Source organism: Halomonas sp. A29, assembly GCF_046723295.1.
Lineage (GTDB): Bacteria > Pseudomonadota > Gammaproteobacteria > Pseudomonadales > Halomonadaceae > Halomonas.
The window spans coordinates 38,589-57,918 of record NZ_JAXQPR010000015.1 but is presented as its reverse complement, the minus strand read 5'-3'; the positions used below and the strand labels follow the sequence as shown (position 1 = coordinate 57,918).

The window sequence follows — 19,330 nt, the reverse complement described above, 5'->3', positions numbered from 1 at the left end:
ACGTCGATACCTAAAGGCCGAGCTTCGAGAAGCTCGGCCTTTTTGCGTGGTTTCATCGTAGCCGTGGTCATACCGCCTGCGGCAGTGCCAGAATGAAGGCTTCAGGAGGAAGCCCATGACGCAGATGCACTGGCAGCAGTTGCTCGACCCTTCCCGGCTGCACGGAAAGCCCACCAGCGGTCGTGACGAGATCGGCCGCAGCCCATTCCACAAGGATCATGATCGGATCGTCTTCTCAGGCTCGTTCCGGCGGCTGGGGCGCAAGACCCAGGTTCATCCCCTGACCGACAACGACCATATCCATACCCGCCTGACCCACTCCCTGGAGGTGGGCTGCGTGGGGCGCAGCTTGGGCATGATCGTCGGTGAGCTGTTGCGCGAGCGGCTGCCGACATGGATCACCCCGGCCGACCTGGGCGTGATCGTTCAGGCCGCCTGCCTGGGACACGATATCGGCAACCCACCTTTCGGCCACGCCGGCGAATACGCCATCCGCGACTGGTTCAAGCGCGCCGAGGCCGATGGCAGCGGCTTGCTCGAGGGGCTTAGCGAGCATGAACGGGCCGACCTGCTGACCTACGAGGGCAACGCCCAGGGCTTTCGCATCGTCACCCAGATCGAATACAACCAGTTTCGCGGTGGCATGCGCCTGACCGCGGCGACCCTGGGCACTCTGCTCAAGTATCCCTGGACCGTGGAGCATGGCGGCAGTGCCGGCAAGTTCGGCTGTTACCAGTCCGAGCGATCGATGCTCGAGGACGTGACCCGCAGCTTGGGGCTGCTGCCCCGTGGTGCGGGGCGCTGGTGCCGGCATCCGCTGGCCTGGCTGGTGGAGGCCGCTGACGACATCTGCTACGCGCTGCTGGATCTCGAGGATGGTCTGGAGATGGGCATCCTGCGCTTCGAGGAGGTGGCCGAAGTGCTGCTGCAGATCGCCGGCGATGCGCCGCCCGACTACCCGCGCATGGTCCGCGACGGCGTCTCGCAGCGGCGGCGTATCGCCGCCCTGCGCGGTGCCGCCATGGAGCGGGCGGTCAACGACGTGGGGGCCGTGTTCGTCGAACACGAGACGGCGCTGCTCAACGGCACTCTTTCCAGTGACCTGCTCGAACTCTGCCACCCCGACCTGGGCTGGGGCGTGGCGGCGGCCAAGCAGCTCGCTCGCGAGCGCATCTTTCAGAACGAGCGCAAGGCCAAGCTGGAGATCGGTGCCTACACCACGCTGGGTATCCTGCTCGAGGCTTTCATCGGTGCCGCCCACGAGCTGCACTTCACCGGCCAGTCGAGCTTCAAGCATCAGCGGGTGCTGGCGCTGATCGGCGAGAACACGCCGCGCCCCTCCTGGCCGCTATACGACAGCTACCGGCGAATGCTCGACTTCATCGGTGGCATGACCGACCACTATGCGGTGGACCTGGCCCAGGAGATGGGCGGACGCCTCAGGGGCGACTGAGCGGATGCGAGCGTGGCGGCGGGGAATCTGGGCCGGACTGGCGCTGCTGGATCGCCAGCCACGATAGAGCCGATGTCATATCGATGGCTCGCTCAGCGTCGGATTTCGATCCAGCTCCGCGGCGCGCTCGATGAGAGCCGTGATCACCTTGTCGTGCAGTGCATCGTCGATTTCACCGAGGTGGTGTTCGCTGAGCTGCTGAGACAACGCTTCGCCGCTTACCACCATCAGGCCTTCGGGAGTGCCGGCGCAGGAGATGTCCCAGCCCGGCAGGGCGAGTACGCCCTGCACTGGCACCGGGCTGCCGCACTGCTGCTCGAGCCATGTGGCAAGCCAGCGCGAAGCGCGCAGGGTCTTGACCAGGGGGGCATGCTCGCTCCAGCCGGGGAAGCGCAGGCGCTCCGGCTCGACCGTGACCAGATTGATCTCGCGACCGTCCGAGGTGAACGGCCTCGTCCGGGCGCGTGTCTCAACCACGAACACACCGTGGGGCGTTATGGCGACGTGGTCGATGATGTCGGTGTCGGTCGGCACATCGTGAAACACATAGTAGGGATGCGCCTCTGGGTGCACCATGCGCTCCAGTTCCTGGCCCACGGCCAGCTCGCAGGCCAGCCCCAGCTTTATGCGTCGGATATGCTGGAAGTCGCGAATCAGCAGGAAGCAGTAGACCAGAACCAGCACGGTGCTCAGCGCCCCGTAGAGCGCCCATTCGAGCCAGTTCTGACGGTTGGCGAAGAGCATGCGGCCCATGCCGTAGACCAGTGGCGCCAGGGTCACGATAGGCCCCAGCGCGCCGTTGAGAAACAGCGTGGCGAAGGCACGGTCGAGCCGGTCGCGCAGGGCCTGTCCGGGCTCGCGTAGATGGCGGGCGTTGAAGGGCGAGCGGACACGGGCATCGTGCAGGTTGCGCAAGGCGATGACGATCACGGCCATGGCCCCGAGGGGGAACAGGAAGATGAGAGGCAGCAGATATTCCAGCCAGGCCATCGGGATTCGTCCTTGCCGGTGAAAGTCACATAAGCATTACATTCTAGACAACCTGAGGCGCGCAGGGCCATGTTCGATACCAGACAATGCGCTGCATCATGACGGATAGACGATGAACGATACACGACAGCCCGCCGAGACAGAAGCCATCGAACGCCTGCAGGAGTTCATGTCCCGCCATCCGCGCCTGGCCGTGCTCACTGGCGCCGGGGTCAGCACCGACAGCGGCATTCCCGACTATCGCGATGCCACCGGGGCCTGGAAGTGTGCCCCGCCCATGCAGCACAGGCAATTCATGACCAGCCATGCCGCGCGGCAGCGCTACTGGGCACGAGCCCTGGTAGGGTTTCGCACGCTGCATCGGGCCCGTCCGGGTGACGCCCACCGAGCCCTGGCCCGGTTGGAAGAGGCCGGGGGCGTGCATGGGGTCATCACCCAGAACGTCGATGGGCTGCATCAGAAGGCGGGTTCACGGCGAGTCATCGACCTGCATGGCCGGGCCGAGCAGGTGCGCTGTATGGGCTGCGGCGCCCTGCGCATGCGCCACGACCTGCATGCGGAGCTGGCCGAGCGTAATCCTGACTGGATAGAGATGAAAGCGGAGGTGCGGCCGGATGGCGATGCCGATATCGAGACGGACTTCTCTACCTTCGATGTGCCCGGCTGCCGTCGCTGTGGCCAGGGGATCTGGAAGCCTGACGTGGTCTTCTTCGGCGACAGTGTGCCCTCCGAGCGCGTGGCTCGAGCCAGGGCCGTAGTCGAGGAAGCCGAGGCCCTGCTGGTGGTGGGCTCGTCGCTGATGGTCTATTCCGGCTATCGCTTCGCGCGCCAGGCGGCCGCTGCCGGCAAGCCAATCGCCTGTCTCAACCTGGGACACACTCGTGCCGATGGGCTCTACTCCCTCAAGCTCGAGGCGCCGGTGGGTGCGGTGCTCGCGGCGGTGACCGCCGCCCTTACGGGCGAGGGTCGAGCGGCAGGCTGACCGGTCTCTCGCCGGTACCCGATATGGGCACTGGCTCGGAGGTCACATGGGTCAGATTGCCCTGCTGGCGCAGTTCGGCCGACAACTGCGGTGAGCGGGCCGCCTCGAGAGTGCGGCGGTCGAAGCGCAACGCAACCGGCCAGGGGCCGCTTCCGCTTGGGGTCGAGCGGGTTTCCGCCAAGGTTCCCTCGGCGTCCCGCAGTTGTACCCGTAGCTCGGTATCAGCAGTAGGCTCCAGCCCGGCCGGGGGCTCGACGCGAACGCTGAGCTCGGTGAAGTCGGGTGTTCCGGCGCAGCCGGCCAGCGCCACCACGACCCCGATGCTGAGTAGCCAGCGGCGCCGAGTGGCCTGTGGTTTCGTACGTATTAAAGGCATGACGTCTCCTTGTTCAGCCGCCTGCGAGCTTGACGGTATAGCCCAGGCGTTCGAGCTCGGCCTTGAGCAGTTCGCGATGGTCGCCCTGGATCTCGATGACGCCGTCCTGTACCGAGCCACCAGTACCGCAGCGTTTCTTGAGTGTCTTGGCCAGCGCCTTGAGTTCCGCACCGGGTAGCGGCAGCCCGGTGATGGTGGTTACCCCTTTGCCCTTGCGACCGCTGGTTTCGCGTCGAATGCGCACGATGCCATCGAGCGAGGCGATGCGCTCCTGTTCGGCCAGCTCGACGCAGCAACAGTCGTTTTGCGGTTGGCGGCAGCCGGGGCAGATGTCGCCATGTTCGGTGGAATAGACCAGGCCGCGCAGCTGGTCCTGCAGTGAGGCCATGGAAGCTCCTGACTCGTAAGAAGCGGAATGAGTGCTGGCGTGATCATAACGTCCGGCGGAGCTCGTGCCTACGCAACGTCACCCACTGTTCAGGAGAAGCGCTGGTGTATAGCGGCGGGAAAGGCAGGCTGGCTCAGCGGGCGTGGGCGACCTGGCGGTTGTCCATGGCCCTGGCGTGCGCCAGATTCTCGATCACCGTGGGCAACTGATACATGCTGCTGATCATGATCGCCCCTTCGGGTGTTTCCTCGGCATCGGGATAGCGGTTCAGGTGGATAACCGTCATTCCGGCATCGAGCGCGGCCTTGACGCCCACCAGGGCATCATCGATGGCAATGCAGTCCTCGGCATCGAAGCCCATCATGCTGGCAGCGTGCAGATAGAGCCTTGGGTCGGGTTTCCAGTACTGGGCGGTATAGCCGCTATAGAGGTGCGTGCCGAAGAAATCGGCGAAGCCGATGGCTTTCAAGGAGGTGAGAATCTTGTTCTCGGGCCCATTGGAAACCACGCCGCACGGGTAGTTCGACAGTGCCAGGAGCGCTTCGCGGGCTCCTGTGATCGCCGACAGTTCGGTCTCGAGCCGGCGGTTCAGGTTGCTGCGCATCTCGGTTTCGGTTTCGGCCAGGTGCAGCGGGTCGACGCTGCCGTAGCGGTCTTCGAGAGCCGCCACGATGTTGCGGAAGCGACTGCCACGGAATTCTCCGATGTAGTCACTGGCCTGGAAGGGTAGCCCCAGCCGGGTCAGGCTGGCAGCCATCTCGGCGGCCAGCAGAGGCTCGCTGTCTACCAGCGTGCCGTCACAATCGAAAAGTAGGCATAGGGGGCTAATCATACCAATCTTCCTTCGCAGTCCTGTGACTGTCGAGCACCGTACCTCTTGTATCGGCATGCGGGCCGAAAAGTTTAGGCTGCCGCATGTTTAGCGAACGCTGTTTCCTAAGTATTGCGCGTAAGCGCATCGGGTTCAAGTGTCTCGGTAACATTGCGTCTCATGGGCTGCCCAGGCTGAGAAAAAGGGCTCTAAAAAATGCCGGGTCATACCTGCCTAGAACGGTCCCATGTGTCAGATGTCACCACCCACAGGCCAATTCTCGGCATCGTGCTGGCAAGTGAGGCTTATTTGTAAGATGCTGAATATTGGATGTTTTTAAGTTTAATTGGCTTGTTGGCCCGGCAGCTGCAACCTACCAGGGTGAGTACGACATGCCGGACGAGACCAAGCGCAAAATCGTATTCGCTAGCTCACCGGCATGACAGTGAAGCTTCGGCTTCAAAGGAAACTCAAGTTCAACTCCCCTGGAGGTGCGAACATGATGTCCAAGGAATTTCTCAAGAAACTCGGCATTGTCGGTATTACTTTTGGCCTGAGCGCCAGCCCGTTGGCCTTTGCCGATTTCCATGACGAAGAGGACGAGCAGGGTGCCGTGCCTCAGGAAACGGTTCCGGGTGAAGATGCAGGTGCCGGCATGGGCACTGACGCTGGTGCCGACACTGGTATAGATGCCGGTGCTGATACTGGCGACGCCGGTCTGGGTACTGATGCCGATATGGGCGCCGGTGCCGGCGCTGAAGGCGATACCGGCTTCGACGACGCCGATGATGGGTGGGGCGACGATACCACCGATGAGTGGGAAGAAGAGAACGAAGAGGAAGAGTGGGAAGAGGATCAGGATGACGACCAGGATTGGTAAAGTCTGATGCCCACGGATGGGCAGTCGCTATCAGGGACGATGGCGACGTCATCTAACGGTTGATCCGTCAACCGCCTCGAGCCCGCCCCCGGCTATGCCGGGGGCGGGTTTTTTTGCGTGTACCGAATTACGGGGCGCAATGAGCGAGCTTCTGGCTGCAATGAGAAATATGCCAAAGCGTACATTCTGTGCTCATGTGTCATTTTTCTCCATGCCCGAATGTGCTTGAGAGGCTCCTCTTGCTCAGGGGTGTTTTTCCATATCTTGTTGTTTTACGGCTGTTTTATTCTATGTTGGCAAGATTGGCCTGCATTTCGCTTTCTCCTAAGTGCTGTCGGAATCCTGCCCAAGCGATTTCGGTACATACACTCAGGAAGCAAGTTCAAACTTCATTGGAGGTACGAACATGATGTCCAAGGAATTCCTCAAGAAGCTCGGCGTTGTCGGTATCACTTTTGGCCTGACTGCCAGCCCGCTGGCCCTGGCCGATTTCACTGCCGAGGAAGACCAGGAGACCTATCCGGAAGAGACTGCTCCGGATACCAATGGCAACGCTCAGGGCGGAGCTGACTTCGACACCATCGAGTTCGAGAACGAAGAGGAAGAGTGGGAAACCGACGAGTGGGAAGAGGAGAACGAAGAGGAAGAGTGGGAAACTGACGAGTGGGAAGAAGAGAACGAAGAGGAAGAGTGGGAAGAGGAAGGTGACGCCGACCAGGATTGGTAATGGTCGAGGCTCACTAGCCTACCCCACGATCGCCCTCGGCTCCGCCGGGGGCGATCTCATTTTGTCTGGCTGACCGGATCCAGCCGACGCCACCCCGGCCACGGTACACAGGTGAAGAAGACCAGCGCCGTTAGCCACTTCGGCAGTCAGTTGGTGGAAGCTCAGCGCCGGCGCGAAAGTCGACGGGAATTGGCGCTGCTGCGGCGATGGTAAGGCAGCATGGTGCGGCGTCCGGTGACCCACCAAGGGGTCAACTGGCCGAACGCCATCTGGAGCATGGCTTTCTGAACCTCGAAGCCGGTTTCCATGCTGGCCTCGAGCTTCTCGGTCACCATGCGCTGGTTTTCCTTGAGCATCCGGGGGCTAGTGGGAGACTGGGTCTGCCATAGGCCATTGCGCATCGCGATGGTACTGAACGAGGTGGACCACAGCTCGAAGGCCATGACGCTAAGCTTCCATACGTCCAGCATGGCAGCAGGCGTATACGGCATAAAAGGAGAATAAGGATGAGGTGACATTACGACTCCTTGTCGCTTGATGACGGTGGTTCCTGCACCTGTTGGGTGTTCTTGATCCTAACAGTATTCTTGGTCACTGTATGTTGCGTTGCAGCGTAAAAGCGATATCTCTTACCTGTCGAGACAGACGCTCCACTGCTGTCGGCAGTTCGCGGGCGTGATGAATGGTCATGGCTCCGGCGGGAGTCGCTTCCAGATCGGGAAAGCGGTTGAGATGGATCACCTGCATACCGGCAGCCAGACCGGCAGCAACCCCCACGGCGGCATCGTCAATTACCACGCAGCGCTCAGGGGGATACCCCATGACTTCCGCCGCTTTGAGATAGAGCGCTGGGTCCGGCTTCCATACGCCCAGGCTGTAGGCGCTGAACAGGTGGTTGAAGTGGTGGCTGAAGCCCACACACTCCATGGCACAGCGGATCTTGCGCTCCGGGCCATTGGAAACCACCGCGCGAGGATATTCACCCAGCGCTTCCAGGGCCTCGGCCATGCCGGAGATCGGCATGAGCTGCTCGCGCATGCGGATCTCCATCAGCTCCCGCATCGCACCCTCCATGGCTTGGCGCTGGGTGTCGCCAAGCGCTCGATGGCGGCTCTCCAGCTCGAGCACGATGGTCAGGAAGCGAATGCCGCGAAACTCCTCCATGTACTGCGCCGCGGTGAAGGGCAGGCCGTAACGGGGCAGGACGTCGGCCATGACCTCGGCGAGCAGGATCTCGCTGTCGACCAGGGTGCCATCGGAGTCGAACAGCAGGCAGAGCGGTGCGGACATGAAGGTACCTCCGATGAGAAGTCGCGTAGTGTGCTCAACGTGACGCGGTGAGGTGGGTGAAGGCCGCCTCGTTGACCAGGCTGATCGGCCGCTTGCCATCGAGCGCGAGCATGATGTTATCCACCGCGCGCTGGGCCATGGCGTCGCGGGTCTCATGCGTGGCCGAGCCGATGTGCGGCAGGGCCACCACGTTGGCCATGTGGGGTAGCGGCGATTCCGGCGAGAGCGGCTCCTGTTCGAACACGTCGAGCCCGGCGGCGTGGATCTCGCCGCCCTCCAGCGCGCCGATCAGTGCCGCCTCGTCCACCACCTTGCCACGGGCGATGTTGACGAAGATCGCCGAGCGCTTCATCAGGCCGAACTCGCGCTTGCCGATCAGGTGCGTCGTCTCGGCCGACAGTGGCACGGTCACGCAGACGAAATCGCTCTGTGCCAGCAGCTCGTCCAGCTCGCAGCGCACGGCGCCGAGTTCCCGCTCCAGCTCGGGCTTGGGCGAGGCGTTGGAGTAGAGCACCCGCATGCCGAAGCCCAACGCACCGCGGCGGGCCACGGCGGCACCGATGCGGCCCAGGCCGATCATGCCCAGCGTCTTGCCGTGCACGTCGCTGCCGAAGTGGGACTCGCCGATGCTCTCCTGCCAGTCGCCGCGCTTGACGAAATCGGCCAGCTCGATGGCGCGCCTGGCCGTGGCCATGATCAGCAGGAAACCTGTATCGGCGGTGGTCTCGGTGAGCACGTCGGGGGTGTTGCACAGCAGGATGCCGCGCCTGGTCAGCTCCTCGACGGGATAGTTGTCATAGCCCACCGAGATACTGGCGATGGCCTCAAGGTGCGGCGCCTGGTCGAGCAGTTCGGGTGTGATGGGAAGACTCGAGCCGACGATGCCGTGAGCCTGGCCCAGCGTTTGGCGAAAAGCGGGGTCATCGGTGTCCTTCAGCGTTTCGAAGTAATCGACGTGGAAACGCTGCCTGAGTTGCTCGAGATGCGTCGGCTTGAGGCGGCTGTAGGCGACGATACGTTTCATCATTGTCTCGCTCCGTTGTTGGTCGGCAGTTACGGCAAGTGCGGCAGGCTGCGCTCGAGTTCGACCAGCCGTGCGCGGCTCGGCAGCCCCTCCATGTCGCCCTGTACCTGCACGGCCTGGGCGCCGATCAGGTTGCCGCGACGCGCAGCGGCCTGCGGCGAGAGACCGTCGAGCAGGGCGCTGACCACTCCCGCGGCGAAGCCATCCCCTGCGCCCACGGTGTCCACCACGCGCTCGACATGGAACCCCGGCAGCGTGGTCTCCATCTCCTGGCCTCCCAGCACGCCGCGGTAGTAGGCGCCCTCGGGCCCAAGCTTGAGGAATACGGCCTGGGCGCCACGCTCTAGATAGAAGCCGGCGATGTCGCGGGGAGTATCGCGCCCGGTCAGCAGGCGGCCTTCGGCCAGGCCCGGCAGCACCCAGTCGGCCTTCGTCGCCAGCGCATTGAGCGTCTCGCGCATCTCCGCCTCGCTGGACCACAGGCTGGGGCGCAGGTTGGGGTCGAAGGAGATGGTTGCGCCATGGGCTCGGGCGCGGTCCAGCATGTGTCCGGTAAGCTCCCGGCAACTGGCCGAGAGTGCCGGAGGAATACCGGTGGCGTGCAGGTGACGGGCGGCGGTGAAGTCCACCTGGGCGGCATCTTCAGGTGAAAGGTGACTGGCCGCACTGCCACGGCGGAAGTACTCGACACTGGGGTCGGCGCCGCCTTCGGCGCGCTCCTTGAACACGAGGCCGGTGGCATGGGCGGGATCATCGCTCAGGTAGCGACAGTCCAGCCCTTCCGTTTCGAGCTTGCGACGCACGTAGGTACCGAAGCCGTCGCTGCCGACACGACTGAGCCAGCCGACCCGGAAGCCGAGCCGGGCCAGGCCGATGGCGACGTTGGTGTCGGCCCCGGCGATGCCGCGGCGGAAGCACTCTACCTCGGCCAGCGCACCGGGAGTCTCGGCTACGAACAGAGCCATGGCTTCGCCGAAGGCGAGCACTTCCGGTGGCAAAGTGGGGGTCTTCATGGTGTCTCCTTGTCGTTATCTTCAACGTCGTCGGTGTCGGATAGACGGGTCGAGCCGCGCGCGATCAGCGTTGGCGGAAACAGGGTGTGGCAGGGGGGAAGTGCATCCCCGCTGTCGCCGAGACGTGCCAACAGCTGCTGAACGGCGGTGCGGCCGATGACCTCGGTGGGCTGTGCCAAGGTGGTGATGCCGGGTGGCACCAGGCCGCACCAGTCGAGTTCGTCGATACCCAGCAGGCCGACCTCGCCCAGGCGTATGCCCAAGGCCTGCAACGCTCGGGTAGCGGCAAGGGTTACGTTACCGTTGGCGCAGAGCACGGCGGCGGGGCGCCCGGCTCGAGCGAGGAACGCCTCGATGATGGTGCATACCGCGGTGCCGTCGAGGGCCGGGTCGTGGCGTTCGCCGTGGAGTGCCGGTTCGTCGGCCAGGCGTCGTTCGAAGCGCTGCCAGCGCTGCTGGCGCGGGCTGGCCAGGCCTACCGGTTCGCTGAGGAAGAGCAGGTGGCGATAACCCTGCGCCTTGAGGTGATCGATGGCCATGTCGACGGCGAGCGCGTTGTCGAGACCGACCCTGTCCACCTCGAGTTCCTCCAGCCAGCGGTCGAGCAGCACCAGCGGCATGCCCTGCCCGGTGAGGTTCTGCAGTTCATGGGCGGGGCTGCCGGCGGCGTTGATCACCAGCCCCTCGACCCGGTAGGAGGCGAGCAGTGCCAGGTGAGTGCGCTCTTGGGCGGGGTCGTTGTCGGTGTTGGCCACCAGCAATGAATAGCCTAGTTCGCGGCACGCCTGTTCTACGCCGTGCATCACCGCCACCGAATAGGGGTTGCGTATGTCTGCTACCAGCATACCGAGCAGCCGCGAACTGCCGCCCTTGAGGCCGCGGGCGATCTGGTTGGGGCGATAGCCGAGCTTGAGTGCGGCCTCACTGATGCGCCGCTGCAACGCCGGCGAGAGCCGCTCGCGCTCGCCGCTGAAATAGCGCGACACGCTAGTCTTGGAGGCGCCGGCCTCGAAGGCGACTTCGAGAATGGTGGCATGGCGGGAGGTGCGGGCAGGCATGATGACGCTCTGAATGGGAACGTTCCCATCCTAGGCGGCATGAGCCGTGGGGGCAAGTTCGAGAGAAGTTTGGGAGATGCTCGAGAGCAAGGTGCGCGAAGGGCGAGTCAGCGTCGGATGAGCGAATGAGGAAGGCAATGCCAGGGGAGAAAATGAGAAGGGCGGCTCGAGGCCGCCCTTGTCGACTCAGGCGAGACGTTTACTTCACCTTGGGATCCAGCTCGCCGCGGGCGTAGCGCTCATACATTGCATCGAGGCTGATCGGCTTGATACGGCTGGCGTTGCCGGCGGTACCGAAGGCCTCGTAGCGGGCGATGCAGATGTCGCGCATGGCCGTCACGGTTTCCTTGAGGAACTTGCGCGGGTCGAACTCGCTGGGGTGGTGGGCCATGAAGCGACGTACCGCCCCGGTGGAGGCCAGGCGCAGGTCGGTGTCGATGTTGACCTTGCGCACGCCGTACTTGATGCCCTCGACGATCTCCTCGACCGGTACGCCGTAGGTCTCGGGGATCTCACCACCGAATTCGTTGATGATGGCGAGCCACTCCTGGGGCACCGAGGAGGAGCCGTGCATCACCAGGTGGGTATCGGGGATGCGCGCGTGGATCTCCTTGATGCGCTGGATCGACAGGGTGTCGCCGGTGGGTGGCTTGGTGAACTTGTAGGCGCCGTGGCTGGTGCCGATCGCAATGGCCAGGGCGTCGACCTGGGTCGCCTTGACGAACGCGGCGGCTTCTTCCGGGTCGGTCAGCAACTGGTCGTGGGAGAGCACGCCCTCGGCGCCGATGCCGTCCTCTTCGCCGGCCATGCCGGTCTCCAGGCTGCCCAGGCAGCCCAGCTCGCCCTCCACCGAGACGCCGCAGGCGTGGGCCATCTCGACGGTGCGACGGGTGACGTCGACGTTGTAGTCGTAGTCCATCGGCGTCTTGCCGTCCTCGCCCAGGGAACCGTCCATCATCACCGAGGAGAAGCCGAGCTGGATCGAGCGCTGGCACACCGCGGGCGAAGTGCCGTGGTCCTGGTGCATGACCACCGGAATGTGCGGGAACTCTTCCACGGCGGCCAGGATGAGATGGCGAAGGAAGGGCGCGCCAGCGTACTTCCGCGCGCCGGCAGAGGCCTGGACGATGACCGGGGAGTCGGTTGCGTCGGCCGCTTCCATGATGGCGCGCATCTGCTCGAGGTTGTTGACGTTGAACGCTGGAATGCCATAGCCGCGCTCGGCGGCGTGGTCCAGCATCTGGCGCATGCTGATCAGTGCCATTGACTCACCTGTTCTCTTCTACGGTCTGTCTGGGGGATAGGGTGTCGCCCGGCAGTACCGGGCGACAAGGGGTTGGGTCAGCGTGCGGCGGCATCTTCCAGCGCCTTGACGGCCGGCAGGATCTTGCCTTCCACGTACTCGAGGAAGGCGCCGCCGCCAGTGGAAATGTAGGAGACCTGCTCCTCGATCCCGTACTTGTCGATGGCGGCCAGGGTGTCGCCGCCGCCGGCGATGGAGAAGCCGCTGCTTTCGGCGATGGCCTTGGACAGCGCCTCGGTGCCCTTGCCGAACTGGTCGATCTCGAACACGCCCACCGGGCCGTTCCACAGAATGGTGCCGGCATCCTTGAGCAGGCCGGCGAGCCGCCCGGCGGTGTCGGGGCCGATATCGAGGATCATCTCGTCGTCGCTCACCTGGTCGACCGGCTTGACCACCGCCTCGGCCGATTCGGAGAACTCGGTGGCCACCACCACGTCGGTGGGCAGCGGGATCTCGACCCTGGCCATCAGCGCCTTGGCCTGCTCGACCAGGTCGGCTTCATACAGCGACTTGCCGACGTTGTGGCCCGCCGCGGCAATGAAGGTGTTGGCGATGCCGCCGCCGACGATCAACTGGTCGCACTTCTCGGAGAGGGCGTTGAGCACTTCGAGCTTGGTCGAGACCTTGGAGCCGCCGACGATGGCGACCATCGGCCGCCGGGGGGTGGCGAGAGCCTTCTCCAGGGCATCGAGTTCGGCGGCCAGCAGCGGGCCGGCGCAGGCCTGCGGGGCGAAGCGGGCCACGCCATGCGTAGAGGCCTGGGCACGATGGGCGGTGCCGAAGGCGTCCATGACGTAGATGTCGCACAGCTCGGCATACTGCTGGGCGAGGGTCTCGTCGTCCTTCTTCTCGCCGACGTTGAAGCGCACGTTTTCGAGTAGCACCACCTCGCCATCGGCAAGATCCTGAGCGGTGTCGAGGTAGTCCTCGACCAGCCTCACCGGTCGGCCGAGCAACTCGCCGAGGCATTCGGCTACCGGCGCCAGCGAGAACTCCTCGGCCGGCTCGCCTTCGGTCGGGCGCCCCAGGTGGCTCATCAGCATGACCTTGGCGCCGGCCTCCGTGGCGGCCTTGATGGTCGGCAGGCTGGCCCGCAGGCGGGCGTCGCTGGTCACCTTGCCGTGCTTGACGGGTACGTTCAGGTCCTCGCGGATGAGCAAGCGCTTACCGCGCAGGTCGAGGTCGGTCATCTTGAGCACGTTCATCGGGCGTCTTCCTTCCTTGTCTGGGGGAAACCGAAGCCGGGAATCATCGGGGCGCCGCGGGAAGTGCCGCCATGCGCTGGGCGACGTCGAGCATGCGGTTGGCGAAGCCCCACTCGTTGTCGAACCAACACAGCAGCTTGATCAGGCGGTTCCCGGCGACGCGGGTCTGAGTGGCGTCAACGATACCCGAGCGGGGATCGTGGTTGAAGTCGACCGAGGCCGTGGGCTCCTCGGTATAGCCGAGCAGGCCGGCCAGCGGACCCGTGCTCGCCTCACGCAGAAGGGCATTGACCTCGGCCGCCGAGGTGTTGCGACGTACGCAGATCGACAGATCCATGGCCGAGACGTTGATCGTCGGCACGCGCATGTGCAGGCACTCGAAGCGCCCGGCCAGGTGGGGCATCAGGCGGTTGATGCCGCGCGCCAGGTTGGTGTCGACGGGCACGATGGAGTGCATTGCCGAGCGCGTCAGGCGCAGGTCGGTCTGGTGATAGGCGTCGATCACCGGCTGGTCGTTCATTGCCGAGTGTACCGTGGTGGTCACGCCGTGCTCGATGCCGAGCGCCTGGTCGAGTACCGTGAGCACCGGCACCAGGCAGTTGGTGGTGCATGACGCCGCCGAGACGATGCGATGCTCGGCGGCAAGCTCACTGTCGTTGATGCCGCAGACGATGGTGGCATCGACGTCGCTCTCGGCGGGCTGGGAGAACAGCAGCCGCCCGGCGCCAGCGGCAAGATGAGCCTCGGCAGTGGAGCGGTCCTTGAAGCTGCCCGAGCACTCCAGCACCAGGTCGATGCCGAATTCGCCCCAGGGCAGGTGCGCGGGCTCGGGTTCGGTGAGGATCGCGATGGGTGAACCATCGACGATCATCCGGCCTTCTGCCGTCTCCACCTGCCCTGGAAAACGCCCGTGGGTCGTGTCGTAGCGGGTCAAGTAGGCGATGGTATCCAGGTCGGAGAGTTCATTGATCGCCACCACCTCCAGCATCGGGTCGCCGGAGCGGTTCAATCGGCGCTCCAGCAGCGCGCGCAGCACGCACTGGCCGATACGACCGTAACCGTTGATGGCGATGCGCTGGGCCATGAGGCGGGATCTCTTGCCGGCGGAAAGCGGCGATTCTAGCGCATTTTCGATGCAGTTGCCCACGTGGCCTGAGGATGAGCCCGTACCGAGCGGAGCGCTGAAGCGAGTCTCCGGCGAGCCTTGAAAAAAATCGCGGCGACCCTATAAGAAGCAATACGGCACCAGTATGGCCCTTGTGCCTTCGGTGCCGCGGTTCGGGTTGACCCGCAACATCCAAAAGCCTGATAGCGTAGGAGGTGTTCGATATGTTCGGAGATCTCAGGCGTTTCGATACCGGCGTCTCGCCGGGAGTTGACTGGTTCCGCCAGTGGCTCGACGAGGTCTTTTCGGAGGAGGGGGCGGCGGACATTCGCTCGGTGCCGCGCGGCAGCTTCCCGATGATCAACGTCGGCCGTACCGATGACGCCGTGCGTGTCTACGTCCTCGCAGCTGGCCTTGCCCATGGGGATCTGGAGATCAGCGTGCAGGACAATGTGCTGACCCTGCGGGGGCGGCGTGACGCCCTGCCGGGAGAGCGCGACGATGGCCGCCAGCGGCCCAGCTTCCGTCGCGAGCGCTTCGATGGAGAGTTCGTACGCTCCATCGGTCTGCCTGAAGGCATCGATGTCGAGCGTGCCGAGGCACGTTGCCACGACGGCGTGTTCGAGATCCACCTGCCCAAGCGTGAAGAGCTCAAGCCGCGTCGTATAGAGATACAGGCGGCCTGAGTCGAGTAGTGGCAGAAGGAGAGCAGATCAACACGTCAGGAGGTGATGGACATGAACGAAGTCGCACGTCATGAATCGCAGGCTGGCGTACCCGCACGTGAAAGACGCAGCTCGGCGATGCGGCCTCCCGTGGATATCTACGAGGAGGACAATGCCCTGTTCGTGGTCGCCGACATGCCCGGTGTCTCGCGGGATGGCCTGAGTGTCGAAGTCGATGGCAACCTGTTGAGCATCGAGGGCGAGATTCGTATCGACATGCCCGAGGGCATCACCGCGACCTATGCGGAAGCCAAGGCTCAGCGCTATGCCCGGCGCTTCACGCTCAGCCACGAGATCGATACCGCCGCCATCGAGGCGCGCCTGGAGAAGGGGATTCTCCAACTGCGGCTGCCGAAGAAGGAGCGGCATAGGAGCCGGCGGATCGAGATCAAGGCCGCTTGATACGCATGCAGATTCATGGAGTACTCACCTTGGAGCGCCCTTTCCCTGTGAAAGGGCGCTTCCGTTTGCAAGCGAGGCGTACGCTCGGTACGGTTTTCACTACGCTGGGAATAGCGATTCACGACACCATGGAGAGGAAGACATGACCGACATACCCCAACTTCTGGGTGACGATGCCGAGTATCTGCTCGATCACCGTTGCCGTGGCTTTCCCCGCGAACAGCTGCACCTGCCGGGGCCGGACTTCGTCAGCCGGGTGGTGGCCGACAGCGACCGCAGCCCGGCGGTGATGCGCAGCCTGCAGGCGATGTTCGACCACGGCCGTCTGGCGGGCACCGGATATCTCAGCCTGCTGCCGGTGGACCAGGGCATCGAGCACTCCGCCGGCGCTTCGTTCGCTCCCAATCCGCGCTACTTCGACCCGGCCAACATCGTCGAGCTGGCCATCGAGGGCGGCTGCAACGGCGTGGCGTCCACGCTGGGCGTGCTGTCGTCGGTGGCGCGGCGTTACGCCCACCGCATTCCGATGATGCTCAAGCTCAACCACAACGAGACGCTGAGCTACCCGGCGATGTACGACCAGACCCTGTTCGCCGAGGTGGAGCAGGCCCACGACATGGGCTGCGTGGCGGTCGGCGCGACCATCTACTTCGGCTCTCCCGAGAGCCGCCGCCAGATCATGGAGATCAGCGAAGCCTTCGAGCGTGCCCACCAACTGGGCATGGCCACGGTGCTGTGGGCCTACCTGCGCAACCCGGGCTTCAAGCACGAGGGCAAGGACTACCACGTGGCGGCCGACCTCACCGGACAGGCCAACCACCTGGCGGCGACCCTCAAGGCCGATATCGTCAAGCAGAAGCTGCCCGAGACCAACGGCGGCTACCAGGACATCGGCTTCGGCCACACTCACGCTCGGGTCTACAGCGAGCTGACCTCGGAGCACCCCATCGACCTGGCCCGCTACCAGGTGGCCTGCTGCTACATGGGTCGAGCGGGGCTGATCAACTCCGGTGGCGGTTCCAAGGGGCACACGGATATGGGCGAGGCGGTGCGCACCGCGGTGATCAACAAGCGCGCCGGCGGCATGGGGTTGATCTCGGGACGCAAGGCGTTCCAGAAGCCCATGAGCGAAGGCGTCGAGCTGCTTCACGCCATCCAGGACGTCTATCTCGACCAGAGTGTGACGGTGGCCTGAGCGCGATCAGGCAAACGGGCAACGTAAAAGGGCACGACCGCCAGGTCGTGCCCTTTCTTCTTGCCGCCTGTGGAGAGAGCCTGTCAGCCCAGCAGTTCGCGCGCCTGCTTGACCACGTTCTCGACGGTGAAGCCGAAGTGCTTGAACAGGTCATCCGCTGGGGCGGACTCGCCGAAAGTGGTCATGCCGATCACGCGGCCGTCGAGGCCCACATACTTGTACCAGTAGTCGGCGTGGCCGGCCTCGATGGCGATGCGCTTGGTCACCGTGCGCGGCAGCACCTTGTCGCGGTACTCGGCGTCCTGACCGTCGAAGCGGTAGGCCGAAGGCATCGACACCACGCGTACCGCGCGGCCCTGGCTTTCCAGCTCGGCGGCAGCGCCCATCGCCAACGTCACCTCGGAGCCGGTGGCGATCAGGATCAGTTCGGGCGTGCCCTCGCTCTCCTTGAGCACGTAAGCGCCGCGCTGGATTTCGGCCAGCTGCTGCTTGCTGCGCTGCTGGTGCGGCAGGTTCTGGCGCGACAGCACCAGCGCGGTGGGGCCGGAGTTGCGCTTGATCGCGGCGTCCCAGGCGGCGGCTGTCTCCACCGCGTCGCAGGGACGCCAGGTGCAAAGGTTGGGTGTGCTGCGCAGGTTGGTCAGCTGTTCGATCGGCTGATGGGTGGGGCCGTCCTCGCCCAGGCCGATGGAGTCGTGGGTGAAGACGTAGATGGCGCGCTTGCCCATCAGTGCCGCCATGCGCACCGAATTGCGCATGTACTCCATGAAGATCAGGAAGGTAGCGCCGTAGGGAATGAAACCGCCATGCAGCACGATACCGTTCATGATCGCGCCCATGCCGAACTCGCGCACGCCGTAGTGCAAGTAGTTGCCGCTCGGGTTTTCGCGGGAGATCGGCTTGGCACCGCTCCAGAAAGTCAGGTTGGAGGGGGCCAGGTCGGCGCTGCCGCCGAGTAGTTCGGGCAGCTGCGGCCCCAATTCGTTGAGGCACAGCAGTGACGCCTTGCGCGTGGCAATGGTCTCGCCCTTCTGCTGCATCTTCTCGATGAACGCCTCGCTGGTGATCTCCGCCGGCAGCTTGCACTGGGTGCGACGGCTGAATTCACGGGCCAGTTCAGGATGCTCTTCACGGTAGCGGGCGAAGCGGGCCTGCCAGTCGTCCTGCTGGGCTTGCCCCTGTTTGCGTGCATCCCAGTCCTGATAGATCGGCTCGGGCACGTGGAACGGCGCATGCGGCCAGTCGAGCTGCTTGCGTGCGGCGGCCACTTCCTCTTCGCCCAGCGGGGCGCCGTGGGCCTCTTCCTTGCCTTGCTTGTTGGGTGCACCGAAGCCGATGACGGTCTTGCAGATGATCAGGCTTGGCTTCTCTTCGTGGCTGCGTGCCAGTTCGATGGCGGCCTTGATCTCTTCGGGATTGTGGCCATCGACGTTGGGTACCACATGCCAGCCGTAGGCCTCGAAGCGCTTGGCGGTGTCGTCGGTGAACCAGCCCTCGACCTCGCCGTCGATGGAGATGCCGTTGTCGTCGTAGAACACCGTGAGCTTGCCCAGCCCCAGGGTGCCGGCCAGCGAACATACCTCGTGAGAGATCCCCTCCATCATGCAGCCGTCACCAGCAAAGCAGTAGGTCTGATGATCGACGATGGTATGGCCGGGGCGGTTGAACTGCGCCGCCAGGGTCTTCTCGGCGATGGCCATGCCTACGGCATTGGCCAGGCCCTGGCCCAGCGGGCCGGTGGTGGTTTCCACGCCCGGCGCATAGCCGAACTCGGGGTGGCCGGCGGTCTTGGAGTGCAGCTGGCGGAAGTTGCGCAGTTGCTCGAGCTCCAGTTCGTAGCCGGTCAGGTGCAGCAGCGAGTAGAGCAGCATCGAGCCATGGCCGTTGGAGAGCACGAAGCGGTCGCGATCGGGCCATTTCGGGTCGTTGGGGTTGTGCTTGAGATAGTCGTTCCACAGTACTTCGGCGATGTCTGCCATGCCCATCGGGGCGCCGGGATGGCCGGACTTGGCCTTCTGTACGGCATCCATGGACAGGGCGCGAATGGCGTTGGCCAGTTCGAAACGGGATGGCATTTGGGTAAGCTCCTCGCCTGCGGCAGAATGGGGCAAGTCAACGGCGGCCTGCCGGGCCTGCCGGTAGCGTTCTGGCTGGGCGCCGCAGGAAGGTACGGCGCGGTCGAATTCGGCCGCCTATTGTCGCCGACTTGCGCCCGGTCATCAAATGACGGGTGCCTCCCCGGATGGCAGCATGTAAACTCGGGTCCCCATGAGGCTGTGTGTTCGCCGGCAGGAAGCTGGAAAGCACGCAGCTGGTTCGTCGTTCCGGTTCGACGGTACCGCCGCGCCTTGCCGAGATACAGCCTGCCGATATACAGCTCGCCGATACACAGAAGGGTCGACA

General features: G+C 64.3%; 20 protein-coding genes. 7 read left to right on the top strand and 13 right to left on the bottom strand.

Going from position 1 to position 19,330, the window contains the following annotated elements; all coding sequences use genetic code 11:
• Positions 1 to 115 precede the first annotated feature (115 nt).
• A complete protein-coding gene (locus tag SPH52_RS21155; RefSeq protein ID WP_411797024.1) occupies positions 116 to 1,453 on the top strand; it encodes a deoxyguanosinetriphosphate triphosphohydrolase in 1,338 nt (445 codons plus the stop codon).
• Positions 1,454 to 1,528: 75 nt separating this feature from the next.
• On the opposite strand, the gene SPH52_RS21150 is transcribed toward SPH52_RS21155, so the two are convergent.
• Complete coding sequence (locus SPH52_RS21150) at positions 1,529 to 2,443, bottom strand: nuclease-related domain-containing protein (RefSeq protein ID WP_411797023.1); 915 nt, start codon at positions 2,441 to 2,443, stop codon at positions 1,529 to 1,531.
• A gap of 112 nt (positions 2,444 to 2,555) precedes the next feature.
• Between SPH52_RS21150 and SPH52_RS21145 the strand changes: the two genes are divergently transcribed.
• Positions 2,556 to 3,425 carry an NAD-dependent protein deacetylase gene (locus SPH52_RS21145; RefSeq protein ID WP_411797022.1) on the top strand — a complete coding sequence of 290 codons (870 nt, stop codon included), beginning with the start codon at positions 2,556 to 2,558 and terminating at the stop codon, positions 3,423 to 3,425.
• Here SPH52_RS21145 and SPH52_RS21140 read toward each other — a convergent pair.
• From SPH52_RS21140 to SPH52_RS21130, 3 genes are all read right to left on the bottom strand, one after another.
• Entirely contained in the window at positions 3,397 to 3,801 is a 405-nt protein-coding gene (locus SPH52_RS21140; RefSeq protein ID WP_411797021.1) for a YbaY family lipoprotein, read from the bottom strand. The two genes, SPH52_RS21145 and SPH52_RS21140, sit on opposite strands and share 29 nt — an antisense overlap.
• Before the next feature lie 13 nt (positions 3,802 to 3,814).
• Positions 3,815 to 4,189, bottom strand: coding sequence for a translation initiation factor Sui1 (locus SPH52_RS21135; protein ID WP_411797020.1), 375 nt, complete (start codon positions 4,187 to 4,189; stop codon positions 3,815 to 3,817).
• 133 nt (positions 4,190 to 4,322) lie between these two features.
• Entirely contained in the window at positions 4,323 to 5,021 is a 699-nt protein-coding gene (locus tag SPH52_RS21130; protein ID WP_411797019.1) for an HAD family hydrolase, read from the bottom strand.
• A gap of 478 nt (positions 5,022 to 5,499) precedes the next feature.
• Here SPH52_RS21130 and SPH52_RS21125 point away from each other — a divergent pair, with 478 nt between their 5' ends.
• A complete protein-coding gene (locus SPH52_RS21125; protein WP_411797018.1) occupies positions 5,500 to 5,880 on the top strand; it encodes a hypothetical protein in 381 nt (126 codons plus the stop codon).
• 406 nt (positions 5,881 to 6,286) lie between these two features.
• Positions 6,287 to 6,607, top strand: coding sequence for a hypothetical protein (locus SPH52_RS21120; RefSeq protein WP_411797017.1), 321 nt, complete (start codon positions 6,287 to 6,289; stop codon positions 6,605 to 6,607).
• A 161-nt stretch (positions 6,608 to 6,768) separates the two neighbouring features.
• Here the strand turns inward: SPH52_RS21120 and SPH52_RS21115 are convergent, their stop codons facing one another.
• The 8 genes from SPH52_RS21115 to SPH52_RS21080 form a co-directional block, all read right to left on the bottom strand.
• Positions 6,769 to 7,125 carry a hypothetical protein gene (locus SPH52_RS21115; protein ID WP_411797016.1) on the bottom strand — a complete coding sequence of 119 codons (357 nt, stop codon included), beginning with the start codon at positions 7,123 to 7,125 and terminating at the stop codon, positions 6,769 to 6,771.
• Positions 7,126 to 7,198: 73 nt separating this feature from the next.
• The gene (locus tag SPH52_RS21110; protein WP_411797015.1) at positions 7,199 to 7,897 is read right to left on the bottom strand and encodes an HAD family hydrolase; all 699 of its coding nucleotides are present in this window, start codon (positions 7,895 to 7,897) and stop codon (positions 7,199 to 7,201) included.
• Positions 7,898 to 7,931: 34 nt separating this feature from the next.
• Positions 7,932 to 8,924, bottom strand: coding sequence for a 2-hydroxyacid dehydrogenase (locus SPH52_RS21105; RefSeq protein WP_411797014.1), 993 nt, complete (start codon positions 8,922 to 8,924; stop codon positions 7,932 to 7,934).
• A 26-nt stretch (positions 8,925 to 8,950) separates the two neighbouring features.
• Positions 8,951 to 9,934: a sugar kinase gene (locus tag SPH52_RS21100; protein ID WP_411797013.1), complete on the bottom strand. Its 984-nt coding sequence runs from the start codon at positions 9,932 to 9,934 to the stop codon at positions 8,951 to 8,953.
• A complete protein-coding gene (locus tag SPH52_RS21095; RefSeq protein WP_411797012.1) occupies positions 9,931 to 10,992 on the bottom strand; it encodes a substrate-binding domain-containing protein in 1,062 nt (353 codons plus the stop codon). Before SPH52_RS21095 ends, SPH52_RS21100 begins: the two co-directional genes overlap by 4 nt.
• 199 nt (positions 10,993 to 11,191) lie before the next feature.
• Positions 11,192 to 12,256, bottom strand: coding sequence for a class II fructose-bisphosphate aldolase (gene fba / locus SPH52_RS21090; RefSeq protein ID WP_411797011.1), 1,065 nt, complete (start codon positions 12,254 to 12,256; stop codon positions 11,192 to 11,194).
• 77 nt (positions 12,257 to 12,333) lie between these two features.
• The gene (locus SPH52_RS21085; protein ID WP_411797010.1) at positions 12,334 to 13,500 is read right to left on the bottom strand and encodes a phosphoglycerate kinase; all 1,167 of its coding nucleotides are present in this window, start codon (positions 13,498 to 13,500) and stop codon (positions 12,334 to 12,336) included.
• A 43-nt stretch (positions 13,501 to 13,543) separates the two neighbouring features.
• A complete protein-coding gene (locus SPH52_RS21080; protein ID WP_411797009.1) occupies positions 13,544 to 14,584 on the bottom strand; it encodes a type I glyceraldehyde-3-phosphate dehydrogenase in 1,041 nt (346 codons plus the stop codon).
• 245 nt (positions 14,585 to 14,829) lie between these two features.
• Between SPH52_RS21080 and SPH52_RS21075 the strand changes: the two genes are divergently transcribed.
• The 3 genes from SPH52_RS21075 to SPH52_RS21065 all read left to right on the top strand — a co-directional run bounded on the left by SPH52_RS21075 (position 14,830) and on the right by SPH52_RS21065 (position 16,927).
• Entirely contained in the window at positions 14,830 to 15,291 is a 462-nt protein-coding gene (locus SPH52_RS21075) for an Hsp20/alpha crystallin family protein (protein WP_411797008.1), read from the top strand.
• A gap of 51 nt (positions 15,292 to 15,342) precedes the next feature.
• A complete protein-coding gene (locus SPH52_RS21070; protein ID WP_411797007.1) occupies positions 15,343 to 15,732 on the top strand; it encodes an Hsp20/alpha crystallin family protein in 390 nt (129 codons plus the stop codon).
• Positions 15,733 to 15,874: 142 nt separating this feature from the next.
• Positions 15,875 to 16,927, top strand: a complete 1,053-nt coding sequence (locus SPH52_RS21065; protein ID WP_411797006.1) for a class I fructose-bisphosphate aldolase — start codon at positions 15,875 to 15,877, stop codon at positions 16,925 to 16,927.
• Positions 16,928 to 17,010: 83 nt separating this feature from the next.
• Here SPH52_RS21065 and tkt read toward each other — a convergent pair whose 3' ends face one another.
• Positions 17,011 to 19,002 (bottom strand): transketolase, encoded by a 1,992-nt coding sequence (gene tkt, locus SPH52_RS21060; protein WP_411797005.1) that lies wholly within the window; start codon positions 19,000 to 19,002, stop codon positions 17,011 to 17,013.
• Positions 19,003 to 19,330: the final 328 nt, after the last annotated feature.